17 protein-coding genes are annotated in these 19,883 nt (G+C 36.1%); 11 read left to right on the top strand and 6 right to left on the bottom strand.

Annotation, left to right across the window (positions count from 1 at the left end; genetic code table 11):
• The first annotated feature begins 46 nt into the window (after positions 1-46).
• Together MJG50_RS10905 and metH are read left to right on the top strand one after the other, a co-directional pair.
• Positions 47-1,888, top strand: coding sequence for a bifunctional homocysteine S-methyltransferase/methylenetetrahydrofolate reductase (locus MJG50_RS10905; protein WP_240255681.1), 1,842 nt, complete (start codon positions 47-49; stop codon positions 1,886-1,888).
• Positions 1,888-5,343 carry a methionine synthase gene (metH, locus tag MJG50_RS10900; RefSeq protein WP_240255679.1) on the top strand — a complete coding sequence of 1,152 codons (3,456 nt, stop codon included), beginning with the start codon at positions 1,888-1,890 and terminating at the stop codon, positions 5,341-5,343. Before MJG50_RS10905 ends, metH begins: the two co-directional genes overlap by 1 nt.
• A 63-nt stretch (positions 5,344-5,406) precedes the next feature.
• Here metH and MJG50_RS10895 read toward each other — a convergent pair whose 3' ends face one another.
• Positions 5,407-6,810: an alpha-amylase family glycosyl hydrolase gene (locus MJG50_RS10895; protein ID WP_240255678.1), complete on the bottom strand. Its 1,404-nt coding sequence runs from the start codon at positions 6,808-6,810 to the stop codon at positions 5,407-5,409.
• Between the two features lie 198 nt (positions 6,811-7,008).
• Here MJG50_RS10895 and MJG50_RS10890 point away from each other — a divergent pair, with 198 nt between their 5' ends.
• Positions 7,009-7,593, top strand: coding sequence for a DUF2777 family protein (locus tag MJG50_RS10890; RefSeq protein ID WP_240255676.1), 585 nt, complete (start codon positions 7,009-7,011; stop codon positions 7,591-7,593).
• A 16-nt stretch (positions 7,594-7,609) separates the two neighbouring features.
• Here the strand turns inward: MJG50_RS10890 and MJG50_RS10885 are convergent, their stop codons facing one another.
• Entirely contained in the window at positions 7,610-9,589 is a 1,980-nt protein-coding gene (locus MJG50_RS10885; RefSeq protein ID WP_240255674.1) for an EAL domain-containing protein, read from the bottom strand.
• Positions 9,590-9,719: 130 nt separating this feature from the next.
• Complete coding sequence (locus MJG50_RS10880) at positions 9,720-10,085, bottom strand: DUF1516 family protein (protein WP_240255672.1); 366 nt, start codon at positions 10,083-10,085, stop codon at positions 9,720-9,722.
• Between the two features lie 142 nt (positions 10,086-10,227).
• Here MJG50_RS10880 and MJG50_RS10875 point away from each other — a divergent pair, with 142 nt between their 5' ends.
• Complete coding sequence (locus MJG50_RS10875; protein ID WP_240255670.1) at positions 10,228-11,418, top strand: ornithine--oxo-acid transaminase; 1,191 nt, start codon at positions 10,228-10,230, stop codon at positions 11,416-11,418.
• Positions 11,419-11,626: 208 nt separating this feature from the next.
• Positions 11,627-11,788 (top strand): aspartyl-phosphate phosphatase Spo0E family protein, encoded by a 162-nt coding sequence (locus tag MJG50_RS10870; protein ID WP_240255782.1) that lies wholly within the window; start codon positions 11,627-11,629, stop codon positions 11,786-11,788.
• Positions 11,789-11,813: 25 nt separating this feature from the next.
• On the opposite strand, the gene MJG50_RS10865 is transcribed toward MJG50_RS10870, so the two are convergent.
• The gene (locus MJG50_RS10865) at positions 11,814-12,998 is read right to left on the bottom strand and encodes a DUF418 domain-containing protein (protein ID WP_240255669.1); all 1,185 of its coding nucleotides are present in this window, start codon (positions 12,996-12,998) and stop codon (positions 11,814-11,816) included.
• A gap of 147 nt (positions 12,999-13,145) precedes the next feature.
• Here MJG50_RS10865 and MJG50_RS10860 point away from each other — a divergent pair, with 147 nt between their 5' ends.
• The 6 genes from MJG50_RS10860 to MJG50_RS10835 all read left to right on the top strand — a co-directional run bounded on the left by MJG50_RS10860 (position 13,146) and on the right by MJG50_RS10835 (position 15,143).
• The gene (locus MJG50_RS10860; protein ID WP_240255667.1) at positions 13,146-13,367 is read left to right on the top strand and encodes a spore germination protein; all 222 of its coding nucleotides are present in this window, start codon (positions 13,146-13,148) and stop codon (positions 13,365-13,367) included.
• Positions 13,368-13,380: 13 nt separating this feature from the next.
• On the top strand, positions 13,381-13,593 hold the full coding sequence (locus tag MJG50_RS10855) for a spore germination protein GerPB (RefSeq protein WP_240255665.1): 213 nt from the start codon (positions 13,381-13,383) through the stop codon (positions 13,591-13,593).
• 71 nt (positions 13,594-13,664) lie between these two features.
• On the top strand, positions 13,665-14,294 hold the full coding sequence (gene gerPC, locus MJG50_RS10850) for a spore germination protein GerPC (protein ID WP_240255663.1): 630 nt from the start codon (positions 13,665-13,667) through the stop codon (positions 14,292-14,294).
• Positions 14,243-14,470, top strand: a complete 228-nt coding sequence (locus MJG50_RS10845; RefSeq protein ID WP_240255780.1) for a spore germination protein — start codon at positions 14,243-14,245, stop codon at positions 14,468-14,470. The genes gerPC and MJG50_RS10845 overlap by 52 nt, the downstream gene beginning before the upstream one ends.
• Before the next feature lie 6 nt (positions 14,471-14,476).
• Complete coding sequence (locus MJG50_RS10840) at positions 14,477-14,875, top strand: spore germination protein GerPE (RefSeq protein WP_240255660.1); 399 nt, start codon at positions 14,477-14,479, stop codon at positions 14,873-14,875.
• A 49-nt stretch (positions 14,876-14,924) separates the two neighbouring features.
• Positions 14,925-15,143: a spore germination protein gene (locus MJG50_RS10835; RefSeq protein WP_240255658.1), complete on the top strand. Its 219-nt coding sequence runs from the start codon at positions 14,925-14,927 to the stop codon at positions 15,141-15,143.
• 30 nt (positions 15,144-15,173) lie between these two features.
• Here MJG50_RS10835 and MJG50_RS10830 read toward each other — a convergent pair whose 3' ends face one another.
• Both MJG50_RS10830 and MJG50_RS10825 read right to left on the bottom strand, forming a co-directional pair.
• Positions 15,174-18,566: an AAA family ATPase gene (locus MJG50_RS10830; protein WP_240255656.1), complete on the bottom strand. Its 3,393-nt coding sequence runs from the start codon at positions 18,564-18,566 to the stop codon at positions 15,174-15,176.
• The gene (locus MJG50_RS10825) at positions 18,563-19,747 is read right to left on the bottom strand and encodes an exonuclease SbcCD subunit D (protein ID WP_240255654.1); all 1,185 of its coding nucleotides are present in this window, start codon (positions 19,745-19,747) and stop codon (positions 18,563-18,565) included. Before MJG50_RS10825 ends, MJG50_RS10830 begins: the two co-directional genes overlap by 4 nt.
• Between the last annotated feature and the right edge of the window lie 136 nt (positions 19,748-19,883).

Here is a 19,883-nt window from a genome sequence, read left to right as displayed (position 1 = left end):
GGCTATTTTTTATTTTCATTGCTTTATTACCAATAGGAGGAGTCACATGGGATTACTTGAAGACTTAAAAAAGAAAATATTAATTGCGGACGGTGCTATGGGGACTCTTCTCTATTCCCATGGTGTCGACAGCTGCTTTGAAGAACTTAATCTATCCAAAAGTGAGCAAATACAACTTATCCACGAAGCGTACATTAATGCTGGTGCAAATGTCATCCAAACAAATACATATGGAGCAAACTACCAAAAGCTTGCGCGTTATGGCTTGGAGGATCAAGTTAAGGAAATAAATATAGCTGGAGCAAGGATTGCAAAAAAAGCAGCAAGCCAAGCATATGTCCTTGGAACGATTGGTGGGATCCGGAGCTTTAGGAAGTCTGCAGTTTCAATAGAAGAAATTAAAAGAAGCTTTCGAGAGCAGCTCTATATTTTATTAAATGAAGAAGTTGATGGGATTTTACTTGAAACTTACTATGATTTAGAAGAAATCAGAACCATTTTAGAAATTGCAAGAAAAGAAACGAATAAACCAATTGTGGCAAATGTATCACTCCACGAAATTGGCATTCTCCAAGATGGAACACATCTTACTGAGGCATTTAATCAATTAGAACAACTTGGAGCAGATGTTGTAGGGTTAAACTGTCGGTTAGGGCCATATCATATGATTCGTTCACTAGAAGAGGTACCGATTCCAAATAAGTCATTTTTATCAGTTTATCCAAATGCAAGTTTACCAGAATATGTGGAAGGTAGACTTGTATATGAAAAAAACACTAAATATTTCGAAGAAAGTGCCCAACACTTTAGAGAACAAGGTGCTAGATTAATTGGGGGCTGCTGTGGTACTACGCCACTTCACATTGAAGCAATATCAAATGCATTAAAAGGATTGCCTCCAATAACCAATAAGGTTGTTAAGAAACAAGAGCATGAAATCAGTGTTAAAAGCGCAGACCCGAATAATGCCCCACCCATCCATGAGATTGTAAAACAAAAAAGGTCAGTGATTGTTGAGCTTGATCCTCCAAAACGCTTGGGGATTTCAAAATTCATTGAAGGGGCTAAAGCTTTACAACAGGCTGGAATTGATGCGATTACACTTGCGGATAATTCACTAGCTTCACCAAGAATTAGCAATGTCGCAGTGGGTACTATTTTGAAGACCCAATATAATATGAATCCATTGATACATATTACATGCCGGGATCGAAATTTAATTGGGCTTCAATCGCATTTAATGGGGCTTCATACACTTGGGATGAACGAAGTTCTCGCTGTTACCGGAGATCCTTCTAAGATTGGAGATTTCCCTGGGGCAACGTCTGTATATGATTTATCCTCTTTTGATCTAATTGGCTTGATAAAACAGTTTAACGAAGGAATCTCATACTCTGGTAAACCATTAGGACAAAAAACAAATTTTTCGATTGCTGCTGCTTTTAATCCAAATGTGCGCCACCTCGACAAAGCAGTTAAACGCTTAGAGAAAAAAATTGCATATGGAGCAGATTATTTTATTACACAGCCGCTCTTCAATGAAAAACAAATTGAAGATGTTTATGAACATACGAAACATTTATCAACACCAATATACGTTGGGATCATGCCATTAACGAGTGCTAGAAATGCAGAATTTATCCATCATGAAGTTCCTGGGATAAAACTATCAGATTCCATCTTAGATAGAATGTCAGCTGTTAGTGATAATCCAATAATGGCGCAGCAGGAAGGGATTTCAATTGCAAAATCTTTAATAGATGCTGCTTATGAATTATTTAATGGTATTTACTTAATCACGCCATTTTTACGATATGAAATAACAGTTGAATTAACAAATTATATCCATGCAAAACAACTGGCCACTACAGAAAGGAAGGTATATTAATGAGTGAATTATTGTTGCAACAACAGCTGCAAAAGAAAATTTTAGTTATTGACGGTGCCATGGGTACGATGATCCAAGCAGCAGACCTTTCACCAGAGGATTTTGGAGGAGAAAAGTACGATGGTTGTAATGAGTACCTTTCTTTAACCTCACCCGAAACAATTGTGCAAATCCATGAAGCTTATTTACAGGCAGATGCCGATATTATTGAAACGAATACTTTTGGTGCTACCAATATCGTTCTAGATGAATATGAACTTGGCCATTTAGCTTATAAAATAAATGTTGAATCTGCAAGACTAGCAAAAAAGGTTGCTATCAAATATTCTACCGCAGAGTGGCCACGTTTTGTTGCTGGGTCAATGGGCCCTACTACAAAAACATTATCCGTTACAGGTGGAATTGCGATTGAGGATTTAATAAATTCATATGAAGAACAGGCTCGAGGACTTATTGATGGTGGCGTTGACCTCCTGCTGCTCGAAACAAGTCAGGATATGCTAAATGTAAAAGCCGGCTATATCGGGATTAGCAATGCATTTAATAAGACAGGTAAAACCATCCCACTTATCGTATCTGGGACAATCGAACCGATGGGAACAACATTAGCTGGTCAGAATATTGAGGCGTTTTACTTATCATTGGAACATATGAATCCAATAGCCATCGGGCTTAATTGCGCGACAGGTCCTGAGTTCATGACAGACCATATTCGTTCACTTTCTGACTTGGCAAATATTGCTGTAAGTTGTTATCCGAATGCTGGGCTCCCTGATGATGAAGGGCACTATCACGAATCGCCAAGCTCACTAGCAATTAAGTTAAAGGGGTTTGCAGAAAAAGGCTGGTTAAATCTTGTCGGTGGATGTTGTGGAACAACCCCAGAGCACATAAAAGCAATTGCTGAAACTGTAAAAGACTGTAAACCAAGGGAATTACCTACTTCAACTCATCCACATGCGGTATCTGGGATTGAACCACTGATATATGATGACAGTATGCGTCCCCTATTTGTTGGGGAGCGTACGAATGTAATTGGATCAAGAAAGTTTAAACGGCTAATATCAGAGGGAAAATACGAAGAGGCTTCCGAAATTGCGCGTGCTCAGGTTAAAAATGGTGCACATGTTATTGATATTTGTTTGGCTGACCCGGATCGTGACGAACTAGCTGATATGGAAAATTTTATTCAGCATGTAACGAAGAAAGTGAAAGTTCCACTTGTAATTGATTCAACAGATGAAAAGGTCATTGAACGTGCATTGTTATATTCTCAAGGTAAAGTAATTATTAACTCGATTAACCTTGAGGATGGTGAAGATCGGTTTGAAAAAGTGGTTCCCTTAATTAAGAAGTTTGGTGCTGCAGTTGTTGTTGGTACGATCGATGAGATTGGAATGGCTGTAACGGCTGAACGGAAACTTGAGGTTGCCATACGTTCACATGATTTATTAGTAAATAAATACGGATTGAATCCTAAGGATCTCATATTTGATCCACTTGTTTTTCCGGTTGGAACCGGAGATGAACAGTATATTGGTTCTGCGAATGAAACAGTAAGGGGCATACGCTTAATTAAGGAGAACCTTCCCGAATGTTTAACGATATTAGGAGTAAGTAATGTTTCATTTGGTCTACCACCTGTTGGGCGAGAAGTATTAAATTCCGTATATTTATACCATTGTACACAAGCTGGCTTAGATTACGCGATTGTCAATACAGAAAAATTAGAACGTTTTGCATCGATTCCTAAAGAGGAAATTGAGCTTTCAGAACAGTTGCTTTTTCATACAGACGATCAAACACTAGAACGATTTACTGAAACTTATCGAGGAAAAAAGAAAGAATCAAAAATACAGGCGTCCAATTTAAGCTTGGAAGAACGACTTGCTTATTATGTAGTTGAGGGAACAAAGGAAGGATTATTACCTGATCTAGAGCAAGCCCTAGATCAATATTCCGACCCCCTCGATATTATTAACGGCCCTTTGATGGATGGAATGGCCAAGGTCGGAGTGCTTTTTAATAATAATGAACTAATCGTAGCCGAAGTATTACAAAGTGCAGAGGTAATGAAGACATCTGTTGCCTTTCTAGAACCTTATATGGATAAAAAAGATGATAGTGGTAAAGGAAAAGTAATATTAGCAACCGTAAAAGGTGATGTTCACGATATTGGGAAAAACTTAGTAGATATTATTTTAAGTAATAACGGCTTTAAGGTTGTTGATCTGGGAATCAAAGTGACGCCTCAGACCTTAATTGCCGCAATAGAAGAGGAAAAACCAGATATAATCGGTCTTTCAGGGCTATTAGTTAAGTCAGCACAACAAATGGCTGTTACTGCTCAGGATTTACAACAAGCTGGCATTTCAATTCCTCTTTTAGTTGGAGGGGCAGCACTTTCAAGAAAATTCACTGATAACAAAATAGCTCCTGATTATTCCGGAACTGTATTATATGCAAAGGATGCGATGGACGGACTTTCACTTGCGAACCGTTTACAAGCAAAGGATACGCTACCAGAATTTTTAAGAGAACTTGAGTCCAAGCGTGAAAAGGCAAGAAATGCAGTATTGCCAGAGGAATTTTTACAACTAAAGAAGCAAGCAGCAACAGCAGTTAAAAACCGCTCTAAAGTATCAACAGACGTACAAGTCTTTACACCGACTGATTTGAAAAGGCATGTATTGAAGCATTTCGATTTAGCACAAATTGAACCTTATATTAATATGCAAATGTTGCTTGGACATCATTTAGGATTAAAAGGAAAGGTGCAAAAATTAATTGCTCAAAAGGATGAAAAGGCCCTTAGTCTAAAAGAAGTGATCGATGATTTATTAGCTCTAGCTAAAAAGCAAAATCTAATCCTTCCTTCTGCAGTATATCAATTTTTTCCTGCCCAAAGTGACGGGGAGTCTGTTATTATTTATGATCCTACTGATAAGAAAACAGTTATTGAAACTTTTACGTTTCCGCGACAGGAAAAAGGTTCTTTCCTTTGTCTTGCTGATTTTCTTAAATCTAAAGATAGCGGTGTGATGGATTATGTAGGATTTTTCTCAGTAACAGCTGGACGTGGGATTAGAGAGCTAGCCGATCAGTATAAAGCTGACGGTGATTTCTTAAAGTGTCACGCGATTCAAGCATTAGCGTTAGAAACTGCAGAAGGCTTTGCGGAACGGATTCATCAAATGATGAGAGATCAATGGGGATTTCCAGATGGTCCAGACTTTACAATGCAGGATCGATTTGCAGCTAAATACCAAGGACAGCGTTTCTCCTTTGGGTATCCCGCTTGTCCTAACATCGAGGATCAAGAAAAATTATTCCGACTAATTAGCCCAGAGGATATTGGCGTTCAGCTAACTGACGGATTTATGATGGAGCCAGAAGCATCCGTAACAGCAATCGTTTTTGCACATCCTGAGGCAAGGTATTTTAATGTTTTATAATATAAATGCGTTCTGAACATTTAAAAGAAGCATCACCATTATCGATGATGCTTCTTTCTTATTTTATACCTTTGGGCTATGTTTTCTTTTATTAATATATAGGAAAGTGAGCATGAGTATTGGAATAATAATGACCGTAATTAATAACCAATAATTAATTCCAGTATCGTTTTGAACAAGATATACTTCTGCAATATCTCGGTCAACAATTACATCAAATTTCCCATCATTTGGTCGAATGAGATCTTCCGTTAAAAGCCCTCTTAATTCTTTACTTGTGTCGACTATGTCATTCGATAATGTTACTTTTTGTGATTTCGTAGTATTATTTATCGCAACAATGATCGATTGTTCTTCATAGTCTCTTTTAAAAACAATCATACCGTCTTGATTTGAAATTAATTCGAAATCCCCTTTTGTAAGAGCAGGAATTGATTGTCTCACTTTTCCTAATAAGCCAATATATTCAATAAGATCCTTTTCTGTTCGAAAGTCCATCATTCCACGATTATCTGGGGTTTCCTTTCCGTTTAAGGCAATCTCAGTACCATAGTAAACAACTGGAATTCCTGGCATCGTATATAAGTATGATAAAGCAACCTTAATTCTTGGAACAGGATGTTCATTTTCCTCTGCAGATAAATATGTAAAACGAACCGTATCTTGATTATCTATGAAATTAGCTAATAAATTGGGATTTTCATATACCTCATGACTATGATTCAAAATTTCCTCAACTTGTTCTAATTGACGATCTGGTACACTGAATGATGATGCGACCTCTTTATATACCGGAATATTTAGTACAGAATCAATTCCAAGCTTTGTGATCTCTGCTAAATCTTGAGGATTATCCAGATCGGTAGGTTGTCCTAATAAGAAAAAATCCTTCTTCTCAGCCTTAACTGTTTTTGATAATGTGGTCAAGAAGTCTTTTGGAAGTAAGTCAATAGAATCTAGCTTATAACCATCAACATCTGTTTCAGTAATCCACCATTTTGCAGCTTTTAAGATTTCAGCTTCATTGAATGAATTAGTGCTATTTCGCAAACCAAGATCAAGGATGATCTTCAAATTTTTATCGTGAGCTTTTGAAACTAGTTTTTTAAATAATTCTATTGTACCAAAATGCTCATCCACTTCAAAATAGTCCTCAACCGAGTATCCATCATATCCATCTGGTCCATTTTTGAAAATGGGGGTTAATAAAATTGTAGTAAATCCCATATCAGTAATAAAATCAAGCCGATCAATAATCCCTTGAATATCCCCACCATGGTATGCAAGTGGATCGGAGAAATCAACATCAAAGTCATTTGTTTGATCCCCATTACTAAATCTATCAATCATTAATGAATATATCATTTCATCTTGCCAACCATTTTCTCCTATTTCTTCTGCTTGAATCGGTGCAGCAGAAAAAAGAAGTAATGGAATGAGTAATAGTAAAATTACCTTTCTCTGCATCTTAGGCTTCTCCTACTTTCTATATATTCTCCTTTCTTAAAGTAACCCTTTCCAACATAAAAAGTCAAATTTCACATACTCCGTTATATATTTCTTGTTTCTTGTCTAAAACGATAAAGTGAAACTTCAATCAGTGGGGGTTTTACTTCCAGTTAATGCGGGATAACAAGGATAACTTAGACGGATGGAGGATTTGCATTGGATCTACAACAACGATTAGGCAACATCAAGGAGCAGAAACGATCACATATTGTCGGAACAGTAGAATGTATTAATGAACAATGGATTTTTTTTGATGCAGAAAGTGACGAAGCATCCATGCTTGAAGAAATGATTGATCATGATGTAGAAGTATTTACCCTTAATAGATGGGAAAAAGGAGTCTTTGTAGAAGAAGGTCTTATCAAAATGTGTGACTATTTTTATAAACTTGAAAATGGAGATTGCCTTCGTTTTCGTAAATGGCTTCCACAGTCTTATAATAAATTTTTAGAGAACTTTTCTGAGGATTTATTTTTAAAATACACATCATTATTAAATAATCTTTCTTTTTCATTATATGATTGCATACATTGCCACAACCAATTTATATATAGCAAAGACAAGCAACATTTCCAAGGGGTTAATTTCATTATATATGATAATACTGAAACTATATGCTCGGTTCATCATCATTTTTCAAGAAATAGCAAAGAAATTGACCGATTTGAATTTACTATAGCTACAGGAAAAAGGGCAATTCTAACAAATCTACAAAAGAGAGAAAAGGGAGTTGATACATAAGTATCAGCTCCCTTTTCTAATTAACTTTCCTCGCAGCTAGACCATTTGTAAAATCTTCACTAATTAACGGTCGATCAATATAGAAGCCTTGTGCATAATGACATTGAAGCTCTTTCAATAGTGATATTTGCTCACAGGTCTCAACACCTTCGGCAACTACTTTCATTGATAATCCATGCCCCATCGTAATAATTGCTTTAACAATTGCGATATCTGATGTATTCACCTTTAAATTATTGATAAATGATTGATCGATTTTTAAAGTATTGATAGGTAAATCCTTCAGATAACTAAGAGATGAATAACCTGTACCAAAATCATCAATAGAAACCTTTACACCTAGCTTTTGTAATTCCTGCATGACAACAATACTATGCGAAATATTCCGTAGCATAACACCTTCAGTAAGCTCTAGTGTCAAGTGTTGAGGCGCAAGGCCTGATTCATTCAATGCTTCCTTCACTTCATTTATAAAACTAATTTGTTGAAATTGGTTTGCTGAAACATTTACTGAAATCGTTAAATGATCATATCCCATATCATGCCACTTTTTATTTTGCAAACATGCTTGTTTGAGTACCCAAATTCCAATATCATGAATTAGCCCAGTTTCCTCTGCTAATGGTATGAATTCTCCAGGTGAAACAAGACCAAGCTTTGGATGATTCCACCTTATTAATGCCTCACTTCCAAAAATCCCTCCAGTCTTAAGGTCAATTAATGGCTGATAGCATAAATAAAATTCATCCTTATCCAATGCACGACGTAAATAGCTTTCTAATTCAAGCTGATAAAGAACTTGTTCATTCATTTCTGTGGAATAAAACTTCATTTTATTTCCACCCTGCTTTTTTGCTAGGTTCATTGCAGTATCAGCATGTTTAAGTAAGGAATCAGTGTTAACACCGTCAGTTGGATACATACTTACACCGATGCTTGCCGTTAAGAAAAATTCCTGTCCCTCATACATGATTGGTTTTGCAATCTCGTGTAATAGCTTCTGACCATGGTCTACGACACTATTAATCCCAATATTTTTCGTAAAAAGAATCGTGAATTTATCTCCGCTAAATCTCGCTAAATAGCACCTAGAAGGGAGTAATCTTTTGATTCGATTTATAAGCTCCTTTAAAATCATATCTCCAGCATAATGACCAGCAGTATCATTAATTAATTTAAATCGATCTAAATCAATAAACATAACGGCGAGATGCTGTTTCTTCTTCTCCATCCGATGAACAAATTCATTAACTTGTTCCGTAAATCTCAATCGATTTGGCAATCCAGTTGCCGTGTCATAGTAAGCTAGATATGCAATTTTCTCTTCCGCTCTTTTTTGCTCTGTAATGTCTCTGCCTATTCCGTATATCCCTACCATTTCACCATTCATAATGATAGGAATATTCTTAATTAAAAATAAATACATTTCTCCACTTTTCGATTGAATTTCAAGTTCATAGTACTGCTCTTTTCCTTTTTTAGCTCGATTAAAATGCATACGTACCTTTGGAACATCTGTCTCTTTTACAAAATTTAATGAGTTTTTATCAAGTACTTCTTTCTCTGTATACCCGATTATTCGCTCAAATGCTGGGTTAACACTTGTGAATCTACCTTCAAGATCTGTTGAATATACGATATCTGTATTATGTTCAAATAGTGAACTATACCGTTGCTCTGATAACTCGAAATTTTGATATAATTGATTAATATCCTTTGATGATACAAAGATCGATGAAGAATAGATCGTAAATAATATAAAAAATGAATCTCCTGAAATAGGATGTTCAACAATTTTCTCTTCAGTTGTTGTTCCAATAGTGACAGCCTGAGGTAGTAGTTTTTCAATTTTGGTAAGCAAGCTAATATAAGATTGTTCATCTGCTTTCCCACTTAATAGCTGAACAAGTATATTTTTTTCACTAGTTAGATGATGTTGCTTAACAAATTTTTCAATTTCTTCGAATTGTCTGCATTTCAAACTCAATGTTCTCAAGCAATATTCACCACTCTTTCAAACTCTAGAAGTATGACAGTTCATAATCTTAAGATAGCATATTTTTTTATTCAAAAACACTAAAAGTTAAAAAAAGCTACCAAAAATGGCAGCTTTTCGAAATATTTTATTACATGTGCAATATGCCTAATGGTAGACGCCATCCTAGAGCAATCGTTAGAGCAAGCACGATTATCAACAGAACCCAAAATAAACCAGTAGGTCTACCATCACTTTTACGAGTTAAAATCATTTCCATAAACCCAATCACTAACAATCCAAGAATTGCTTTTCCTATGTATTCCCCGTCTATTTGAACCCCACCAAATAATAAGAGTAAACCAGTAGCTAAAATAAATAAGTAAAACAGGCGCAATGTCATATGCATGATTTTTACTGCTTTTGCTTTTTCACCATTAAGTAGTACGAATGTAATAATAAATAGTATTATTGCAATCGCCCATGCCGCAATATGTGCATGTGTATTAACTGTCATCTCTTAATTTCCTCCTTTTTCTAGTACATATACCATATATAATAGCATGTTTCTTATAAAAACTAAAAGTTTTAGTGTTGATTCCCTTTCCACAGTAGGATATTGTTAGTAGTATCAAAAATAATTACCGGAGGGGATAATATTGAGTAAGACAGAAGAACTTATTTCATTAACAGATCATTATGGAGCACATAATTATCACCCGCTTCCGATTGTCATATCTAGAGCTGAAGGTGTATGGGTAGAGGATCCTGAAGGGAATAAGTACATGGATATGTTAAGTGCATATTCTGCTGTTAACCAAGGACATAGACACCCAAAAATTATTCAAGCATTAAAAGACCAAGCAGATAAAATTACATTAACATCACGAGCATTTCATAATGACCAGCTTGGACCATGGTATGAAAAGGTTGCAAAGCTTACTAAAAAAGATATGATCTTACCAATGAATACAGGAGCAGAAGCCGTTGAAACAGCATTTAAAGCTGCTCGTCGTTGGGCATATGACGTAAAAGGTGTTGCTGAAAATCAAGCTGAAGTAATTGTATGTGATGACAATTTTCATGGCCGTACGATGACAGCTGTTTCAATGTCATCAAGTGACGAGTATAAACGTGGATTTGGGCCAATGCTGCCTGGAATTAAAGTCATTCCATATGGTGATCTTGACGCACTAAAATCGGCGATTACCTCAAATACAGCTGCATTTATTTTTGAACCAATTCAAGGTGAAGCAGGTATTAAAATTCCTCGAGATGGCTTTTTAACAGAAAGCTATAACATATGTAAAGAAAATAATGTACTGTATATTGCAGATGAAATACAAGCTGGTTTGGCACGATCTGGAAAATTGTTTGCATGTGAATGGGAAAACATCATACCTGATATGTATATTTTAGGAAAGGCACTTGGTGGTGGCGTATTCCCTATTTCATGTGTTGCTGCAAACAATGACATCCTTGGGGTATTTAACCCTGGTTCACACGGATCCACATTTGGAGGAAACCCGCTTGCATGTGCCGTATCTATCGCTGCATTAGATGTATTAATTGATGAAAAGCTTGCAGAACGGTCACTTGAACTAGGCACATATATGATGGAAAAGCTGCGTGAAATCAGGAATCCAATGATTAAAGAAGTAAGAGGTCGAGGATTATTTATTGGTGTTGAGCTGACTGAGGATGCGCGCCCATATTGTGAAAAACTTAAAGATGTAGGGTTACTTTGTAAAGAAACTCATGACACTGTTATTCGTTTTGCCCCACCACTAATCATTTCGAAAGAAGATCTAGACTGGGCAATTGATAGGGTTAAGGAAGTATTATCTTAATTTGTAGTAGGTCTGTGGTAAAGAAACCCACAGACTTTTTTTATTTAGAGATTTTGCAGGATTTTGTATGAATATGTAATAATTTAAGAACTTTTAGCGAACTTGTTTAATTATTTTTGTAGAAAGTTATAATAATAGTGGACCAAATAAGACAACCTAGAATCTTCAATACGGTTAAAATGCTGCAAATGGAGAAATGATAATGTTGATGTTAAAGCTAGTGATCGAGATAAAACGTCGAAAAATGATTTTTTTAGCAAATCGGTATGGGTATACAGCGAAAGAGACCGTGAAATGTAGCCAAGAGCTAGATCAATTATTAAACATTCATCAAAAGGCATTGGAAAGAAGACTTAAATTGGTGAATTAAAAAAGGCATTCAATATTGAATGCCTCTATTTTTTGATCTGAACTTTTTGACCATAGGTAAGTGTTCTCCACAACCATTCAACTGGACCGTACCGAAACCTCTTAATCCACAGCTTGCTAAGGAAAATTTGAACAATAAAAATTCCAACTGCCAACAATGTACCAGTGAAAGGCTGCATTTTATTATAAAATCCAAGCCCATAACTATAAAAGATTAAAGTACAAATGAACGATTGAAATAAATAATTACTCATTGAAAGTCTACCGACTGCTGCTAATGGTGATAAAATCTTATTCCAAATTGGAAGTCTTACAAGCAACACGATTGAAGTTGCATAAAGGATCGCTGTTGCAGGACCACCAATCGTATCTTGTATATAATCAGTACCTAAATTTTTGCCAAAGAGATACGGTGCTAGCTTTGTCGGCAAACCGATTACCAATGAGATCAGCCATAGTACTCTAATCTTTTTCAAATGTTCATTTGTATTCTCAAACCATTTTGATTTTGCAATAAACGCACCAAGAAGAAACATTGGTAGCAATGTTAGGATGAGAAAAAATCCATTGGCAAGATTATTTATATAATACCAATCTTCAATTCTTTGTAACGTAATTTCCGCAAAGGACCCTGAGCTATATACCTCAACAAGTTTAGCAGCTAGCAACTCATCATAAGGATAGATTGCTACCTCTGGTGCTACTAACGACGCAAGTATCATTAATCCCGATATTAATACACTAGGTATAAAAATTAACAACAGTGACCAAATGAGCAAAGTCACTGGCTTTGCTTTATGAAATAATATCATAATGGCTCCAACAATTGCATACGAAATTAAAATATCTCCGTGCCAAATCAAAAATGCATGGATACAACCAATTATGAGCAGAACAAGAAGTCTGCGTGTAATCAGCCGATAATAAGAATATCCCTTTGCAATTGCTCGCTCTTTAAAAATGACCATTCCAAAACCAAAAAGGAAAGAAAATAGCGTATAAAAGCTAGCCTGGGCAAAAATATCGATAAATTGATTTGTTCCCTGATTCAATGATCCACTCCACCATTTTTCTGGATCTAAATAAAGCATTGGTGCATAGAAGGATGGCAAATTCACTAAAAATATCCCCAAGATAGCCAAGCCCCTAATTACATCAATTGATTGAATTCGTTCTTTTACCGTAATCGGCATAAGAATTTCTTTGTTCATTCCTCCAACTCCCTAACATATTTACTTAATTAAATTATAGTTGAACATGTCCTTATTCACTAGAGATATTTACCAACAACAATCCATTCACAACTTTTGGGCTATACTCATACACTGTTGTAGTTAATAACAAAAAGGGTGTTACACATGCCAGCTATTGTAGGAGCAGTTAAGGTGAATAGTATTGGAAATAGTAGTATTTTTAATATTGGTGATGTGTTTCAGATGGCACCAAATAGTGTAGCAAAGACATTTGCTGGGGCTGGGTCTTTTAATACAGGTGATGGCTTGCGAATTAATAATCACCAAAGTGTAACAAATACGTATGATACGGATAATATTGATCAAGTAACAATTGGAAATTTATAGGAGGGATGCTATTTTGAATTATTACATCAATCAAACCATTTGTATTCAATCCCTTAAAATTGGAAGTATTAATAATTCTTCAGTACTACAAATTGGTAGTGCCGGCATTATTAAGCCGGTATCCCATCTTCACAATACAGGTGGGTTCACAGAACCTGCACCCGAGGCAGTCTCCTCCACATTGGAGGGCCCTGCTGTACCACTAACATCCCCAACTTCGGCTTAAAGATAGGCATTCACCCATTTTTACCCTTATGCATAATATAACAATAAAGGCGAAAAGAAGAGGTGAATATCTTGTACTCATATAATTACGATATTTCTATATATTTACAACAACTTCACCAGTATGTAGAAACTCAAAATCAACGAATTAATCATTTGGAGAAAATAATTAATCAGCTTCAGACAACAGTAGATGAAATTAAAAAAAGACCTTCAACCCATATTGATCGGATCGAATATAAATTTGATCAATTAAAAGTAGAAACATTAGATGGTACATTAAATATTGGTTTAAATCCCACAAACGGGGAGCAAATAGAAGAATTCGCTGTATCACAACAAGGGAAAACGAACATACCGGATGTAAGACATATTCATAAGCCCGTTATAGAAAAAATTGAAAATGAAATAAATGAGTTTTTAACTAATGACTGTTATCATATCATCAGTCAACTGGAGAAAAGTGAAGGTTACATCCTTGCTGAAGGCTATAGTGATTTTATTATAGAAGATATTCGCAATCAAATTCATGAACGGATTCATTATTATTTACAACAATATCAAGCTGACCTACGTACTCCTGTACATGAAAAAGAAATCTATCAATCTATTATAACAAAAGTAAAAATGGATATACAAAACTCGATTACATCTTTTATGAACCATATACCAGACAACATGAAAGAAGGGAAACCAAAATGAATTTCACCGTTGTAAATAAGGATATTCAAGTTGGTAATATCAATATTGTTGGTGTCGGTGCGTCCTCTGTATTTTTAATTGGAGACACAAAAACGATTTGTTTATCATCTGTATTTGATACTCCACCTGAATCTTTAATTATTGGGCCATATGTTCCCCTCTCACCACAGGCTTGATGTACAATGATGAATCGATTATCAGTTGTTGACTTTATTTATGTTAATTCGATTGCATTTAGTTCAATTTTAGAAATTGGGGATTCAAAAAAAATTACTCCAGTATCAACCGCACTTGCTGTTCAACGAGAAGTGCCACTTTTTTTCACAAACGAGGGTAATTTTTCGGCCTATTCAATTTTCTCTCAAGAATTACCGAAAGTTACTATTACCGAAAATATGAATATGAATATTTGTAATCAAAATCCTATTATAAAAGTAAATTCAATAAAGGTAACTGGGCTATCATCTTCCTCAGTTATGCAGGTAGGTTCAACCGAAATTATCAATGCTGAAGCAAGACTTAAACATATTCGAAAACTTTTACCTAAACGCCATAGGACTCATACTAGTAACGAAACATAAATTGATATCATAGCGTATAGTAAATTCAATTAATAAAGGGTGTCTGAAAATGCCAGCAATAGTAGGTCCCATAAAAATTATAAGTATTGGCGGTGGGGTCGTTAATTTTGGGGACTCCTTCTATGTATCACCTAAGGATTCAGCTAAAACCTATTCAGGATCTGGTTCATTTAATACAGGTGACTTCATCTGTACAAATAATGGTCTAAATTCAACAAATACTAATGACGAGGATTTTGCAGATCAACTAATTAAGAGGAATGCATAAGAAAGAGCAGGTACTAGACGTACCTGCTTTTTACAAGGTTTCAATTTTTACTTGTGTACCCCTTCCAGATGGTTCCGCGGGTATTACAATAAGACGTTTTGGTAATCTCGCCCTTAGTTCCTGAACATGACTGATAACTCCAACTGCTAGCTGTTTCGAATGAAGCTTCTCAAGTGCCGAGACAACAGTGTCTAACAGGTCTGCATCTAATGTTCCAAAGCCTTCATCTAAGAAGAAGAACTGGAGTGGATACTCTCCACGCAGCTGAATTTGGGCTGAAAGAGATAATGCTAATGCCAATGATGTTAAGAAGGTTTCCCCACCAGATAATGATGTAACAGGGCGTCTAACTCCTCCATTCGCATCATCCCGCATAATGAATCCCCCTTGTGAATCCACTTCAATTGCATAACGCTGTCTTGTTAAGATACCTAGTCTTTCTGTGGCATCACGACTAACTTGAACAAGTTGTTCCTCAGCAATGTATTCAACAAAGCTATTCCCTTTGAAAACAGCTTGTAGCTGATGATATTGCTCAACCAGCGCGTCTAATTCAGTACGTCTACCCTCAAGCTCATTAAAACGCACATGTTTTTCTTGGAGCACCTGAAGTGCTTTTAATGCAGCACCTTTCGCCTCAACAGCTTCATTAACCATTTCTTTTATTTCTTCACGAATTTTTTGGATGTCTTGCCATTTTTCAAAAGATATTTCCTTCCCATTTAATAGCTCATTTAGGTTCGTTAATTCTGCAAACAACTGTTTTACTTTATCTGAATACTCTTCAATTGTACGCTTCATTATTTCCTGATCATTTTTCGAAAGTATAGCACTTTTCACATCTTCAATTGATAAGAAATTGGTTTCTGATTTTACCTCATTCCATTTTGCAGTTGACTTTTCTAAGCGACTTTTACTTTCGGTTAATGATTGTGCAGCTGCATGTGTTTCATTCTCAAGCTGCTGACAGATTTGCTGTGTATGCAGCCATATTTCATAGGTTGAAGCTTCCTTTTCCTCGACATTCTTTAGCAGTTGTTCTGTTTCGGACAGTAATTGGTTAATATCGTTTTCGCCAATTTCTTGTGAAAGCTTTTCGCGATGCTCATGTAATGCTTCGTCCTTATTTTGTAAAGCAGAAGTAAGTTCGATGACATTACGTTCAAATTGATTGAAATCTTCTTGATGTTTGCCACTTTCTTGTTCTCTTTGTTCTAATATCTTAGCAATATGATCAAGTTGAGCAGTTAGTTCCTGAACATTCTTGTCCTTTGTAGAAATTTCCGCCATTTTTGTTTCAATTGAATCAAATTGCATATTAGTAAAAATTTGATTCCACTCAGCTTTTTGGTTCTCTACCCTTTTAGATAGTGAAGTAACTTTTTCTTGGATTTCCATATGATTCATTTGTAGATTTTCTTTCGTGCTTTCTATTTGGGCAATACTTTGGGTAAGAGCTCGAACCTCCTGTATTGCCTTTCTTCCTGTTTCTTTTAGCTGAAGATAATCTTGATTGAATGATTTTATTTCAATCTGCAAATGATCTAATTTAGAATATATTGATGGAAAAACATCTATTTCTTTTACTGGAGGATTTTCTTTAATTTGAACCTCTAAATGACCTGGGTATTCTTGAACAAGCCCGTGAGAAATTTGTTCAAGCTGTAGCTTTAAGGTCGTTATTTGTTGTTTGACCTCTTGTGCTTGTCTGATACCATCCGTAAGGTGTTCGATCTCTTTTTGAAGAACATTTACTTGATCATCATGCATAACTAATGGGTTCGGATGTTCGGTTGAGCCACAAACTGGACATGCAGCACCCTCTTTAAGCTGACTCGCTAGCTGTATCGCCAGATTTTTTGTTCTCATCTCCTCTAACTGCTGTTTTTGTTTTGCTTGTTCATTCTCAGCCCGTAAGATCACCTTTTCAGAATCTACTTCTATCTCGCAAATAGCATGGTAAGTAGCATCTGTTTTTGAAAATAAAGACTCCATTAGCTTCTTCTGCTTCGAGAGAAGTTCATTTTTTGTGGCAAACATCTTTTCAGCTTCTGCTAGTTGTTTTTGTTTTTTATTTTTCTCTTCTAACAACCCTCTTAATGTCTCATTATTGTGTAAAATAAGTTGCTTTTGCTCATATGCTTTACGGATTACATCCCGCTCACTTGCAGAAACGGTAAGCTTTGATTGTTCTTCCTTAAGCATTTTTTGTTTTTCCAATCCTCTTGTAATCACATCTGACAGATTCGTAATTAGTTGTTGCTTTTCATTTGTTTGTTTTTTTAGCGCATTGAGCTTACCGTGTAATACTCTAAGTTCATTTTCTAGCACAACAGCCTTTTCTTGAATTACTTTAGCTTCGATAAGCTTTTGCTTTTTTGTAAGTAAAATTGGGAGTTGTTTCGTTTTTTCCAATCTTGCTTGATTATAGTTTTCTAGACTTTTTTCCAGTTTTAGCTTATTGATCTCTAGTTGACTATGAACTTCTTTATGCCTATTCGTCCATTCCATTACAGCAATGTTTGATGCCTCAAATTCTTCTAAATATGGAAAAACTTTATCTGCAGTGTCAGCAAGCTTCACTTTTGACTCTAATTGCTGAATATGATCCTTTTCTCGTTCAACCTCATTTAATTTTGTAGCAAGTGTTAATTTCTGTTGTTGCCAATCCCAAATCTTTTTACTTTGTTCAAATTGCTCCTCAACCTTTTTTAACTCAGTTTGGCGCTTATTTAAGAGAATTTCAACTTCACTAAGCTCTGTTTCAGCTTGTTTAATTGCTTCTGTTGAGGCATCACCAAGTCCTGTCTGTTCTGCAACAACCTCATTTAATTCTGATTTTGCTGTGGATAGTTTATTCTTCAGCTTTTTATTAAGCTTGTCCCCATATTGTTCAAGGTTAAAAAGTCGTTGCAGCATTTGCCTTCTGTCAACGCCCTTTAATGATAAAAATTCCGCAAATTTCCCTTGTGGCAGCACTACCGCCCTTGTAAAATCATCAATCGTTAAGCCAAGTAATTCTTGTATTTGCTGATTAACCTCACCAATTTTATCAGCCAACACGACAGATTCTTCATTAACTTCGATTAAACGGCTGACCGAGGATTTTACCCTTAGTTCATCAGCACGTTTAAAGCTTCTTTCAATCATATATCGTTTCGCACCATTTGCATTTTGAAGTTCAAAAGTGAGGGATACATGGAGCTGTTCTTCCGCATGGTTCAAGATTCCCAATGTGTTATTAGATGCGCGCTCCACTTTCCCATAAAGAGCTAGTGTCATCGCATCCAAAATCGAGGATTTACCGCTTCCGGTAGGACCAAATATCCCAAATACACCTCCTTCACAAAGTGAACTAAAATCAATTACTTGTTTTTCTCGAAAGCTGTGCAGTCCCGCAACTGTTAAAGAAATTGGTTTCATGCTTCTTCACCTTCTTCTTCTGTCTCATCAGTGATTAACTCTAGAAATAATTTTGTTAGCTCCTGTTCTGGTTTAGCCCCACCAGTTTGACGTACATAAAAACGCGAGAATAGCTCTTCAATCGGTAGATTTGCAACTGTTTCTTGCGTTGCTTTTTCTCTTTCAATTTCTTCAAAAACCGGACGGATATGAATAAACCCACTATGAAGCTTTCGCAATCTATGAATCTCTTCAATTGAAATGGCATTTGTGACATGAACCTCAAGATCAATCCATGCATTTATGTCTTTGCCTTCATCAAGCCAAGCATATACTTGTGGAAGTCCTTCTGTTGCTTTCCAGCGAACCAGTGGCTTTCCACTAGATAAAAACACTTCCGACATGTCAATGGGTTGTGATGGTTTGGCTTCTAAAATTGTCACAGATTTGGCATAGCCAGCCTCAGAAAAACTATAGGCAAGCGGTGAGCCAGAATATCTTGCCAAAGTATTCGCCCTGGGAATCATTTGTGGTCGGTGCAAATGGCCCAACGCAACATATTGCGCTGCTTCTGGTAGACTTGTAGCCGCAACTGTATACGCCCCCCCTACTTCAATTGGTCGTTCAGAATCTGAAGAACTTCCTCCCGTAACATAAATATGGCTCATCGCAATATTTATTGTTTCAGAGGTGAAGGCCCTACTCATTTCTTGGAACATTCCTTGAATTCGCTTGTCATACTTATCACGTAAAAGCAGCTCTTCATGAGATTCTGATAGAACTTCTGCAAGACGAGATTCAGATGGGTATGGTAATGCTGCTAGTTTTAAAGTTTCATTTGTGGTTGGTACATAAATGGTTTGAACTTCCATTGTCGGTAAGCCAAGTAATTGGATATGTTGTTGGTGTGCAAGGGGCGATGCTGCAGACAACCGATCGGGATTATCATGATTTCCGGCAATGACTGATACCGGACGCTTCCCTCCATTTGATAATCGAGATAAGCTCTCGTAAAATAACTGCTCGGCCGCCGCAGGTGGATTGACAGTATCAAACGCATCACCCGCCATTAAGACAACATCAATTTTTTCCTCTTCAACAATCTTTACAAGCTCGTCCAAAAATTGTTCCTGCTCTTGTAATCTACTACGACCTTCTAATGATCTACCTAAATGCCAATCTGCTGTGTGTAGGATTCTCATAAGTTAAAAGCACCGTCCTTTGCTTGTTCTAGTATATGTTTATTTTATCATAGGTGTTTGTTCGAAATTAGGTTAGGGGGAATGGAAATTTATTCAGAAATGGCAAGATTATAAGGTGAAAGCCAATGAAAGATTA

The sequence above is a fragment of the Fredinandcohnia quinoae genome, from assembly GCF_022427965.1.
Lineage (GTDB): Bacteria > Bacillota > Bacilli > Bacillales > Bacillaceae_L > Ferdinandcohnia > Ferdinandcohnia quinoae.
Note: the sequence above shows the minus strand (reverse complement) of the source record. Positions and strands in the feature narration are given on the sequence as shown.

Coding starts and splice junctions, on each gene's coding strand:
- MJG50_RS10905 (WP_240255681.1), top strand. CDS start 47: ATGGGATTACTTGAAGACTTAAAAAAGAAAATATTAATTGCGGACGGT.
- metH (WP_240255679.1), top strand. CDS start 1,888: ATGAGTGAATTATTGTTGCAACAACAGCTGCAAAAGAAAATTTTAGTT.
- MJG50_RS10895 (WP_240255678.1), bottom strand. CDS start 6,810: ATGCAGAGAAAGGTAATTTTACTATTACTCATTCCATTACTTCTTTTT.
- MJG50_RS10880 (WP_240255672.1), bottom strand. CDS start 10,085: ATGACAGTTAATACACATGCACATATTGCGGCATGGGCGATTGCAATA.
- MJG50_RS10870 (WP_240255782.1), top strand. CDS start 11,627: ATGTTAAAGCTAGTGATCGAGATAAAACGTCGAAAAATGATTTTTTTA.
- MJG50_RS10865 (WP_240255669.1), bottom strand. CDS start 12,998: ATGAACAAAGAAATTCTTATGCCGATTACGGTAAAAGAACGAATTCAA.
- MJG50_RS10860 (WP_240255667.1), top strand. CDS start 13,146: ATGCCAGCTATTGTAGGAGCAGTTAAGGTGAATAGTATTGGAAATAGT.
- MJG50_RS10840 (WP_240255660.1), top strand. CDS start 14,477: ATGATGAATCGATTATCAGTTGTTGACTTTATTTATGTTAATTCGATT.
- MJG50_RS10835 (WP_240255658.1), top strand. CDS start 14,925: ATGCCAGCAATAGTAGGTCCCATAAAAATTATAAGTATTGGCGGTGGG.
- MJG50_RS10830 (WP_240255656.1), bottom strand. CDS start 18,566: ATGAAACCAATTTCTTTAACAGTTGCGGGACTGCACAGCTTTCGAGAA.
- MJG50_RS10825 (WP_240255654.1), bottom strand. CDS start 19,747: ATGAGAATCCTACACACAGCAGATTGGCATTTAGGTAGATCATTAGAA.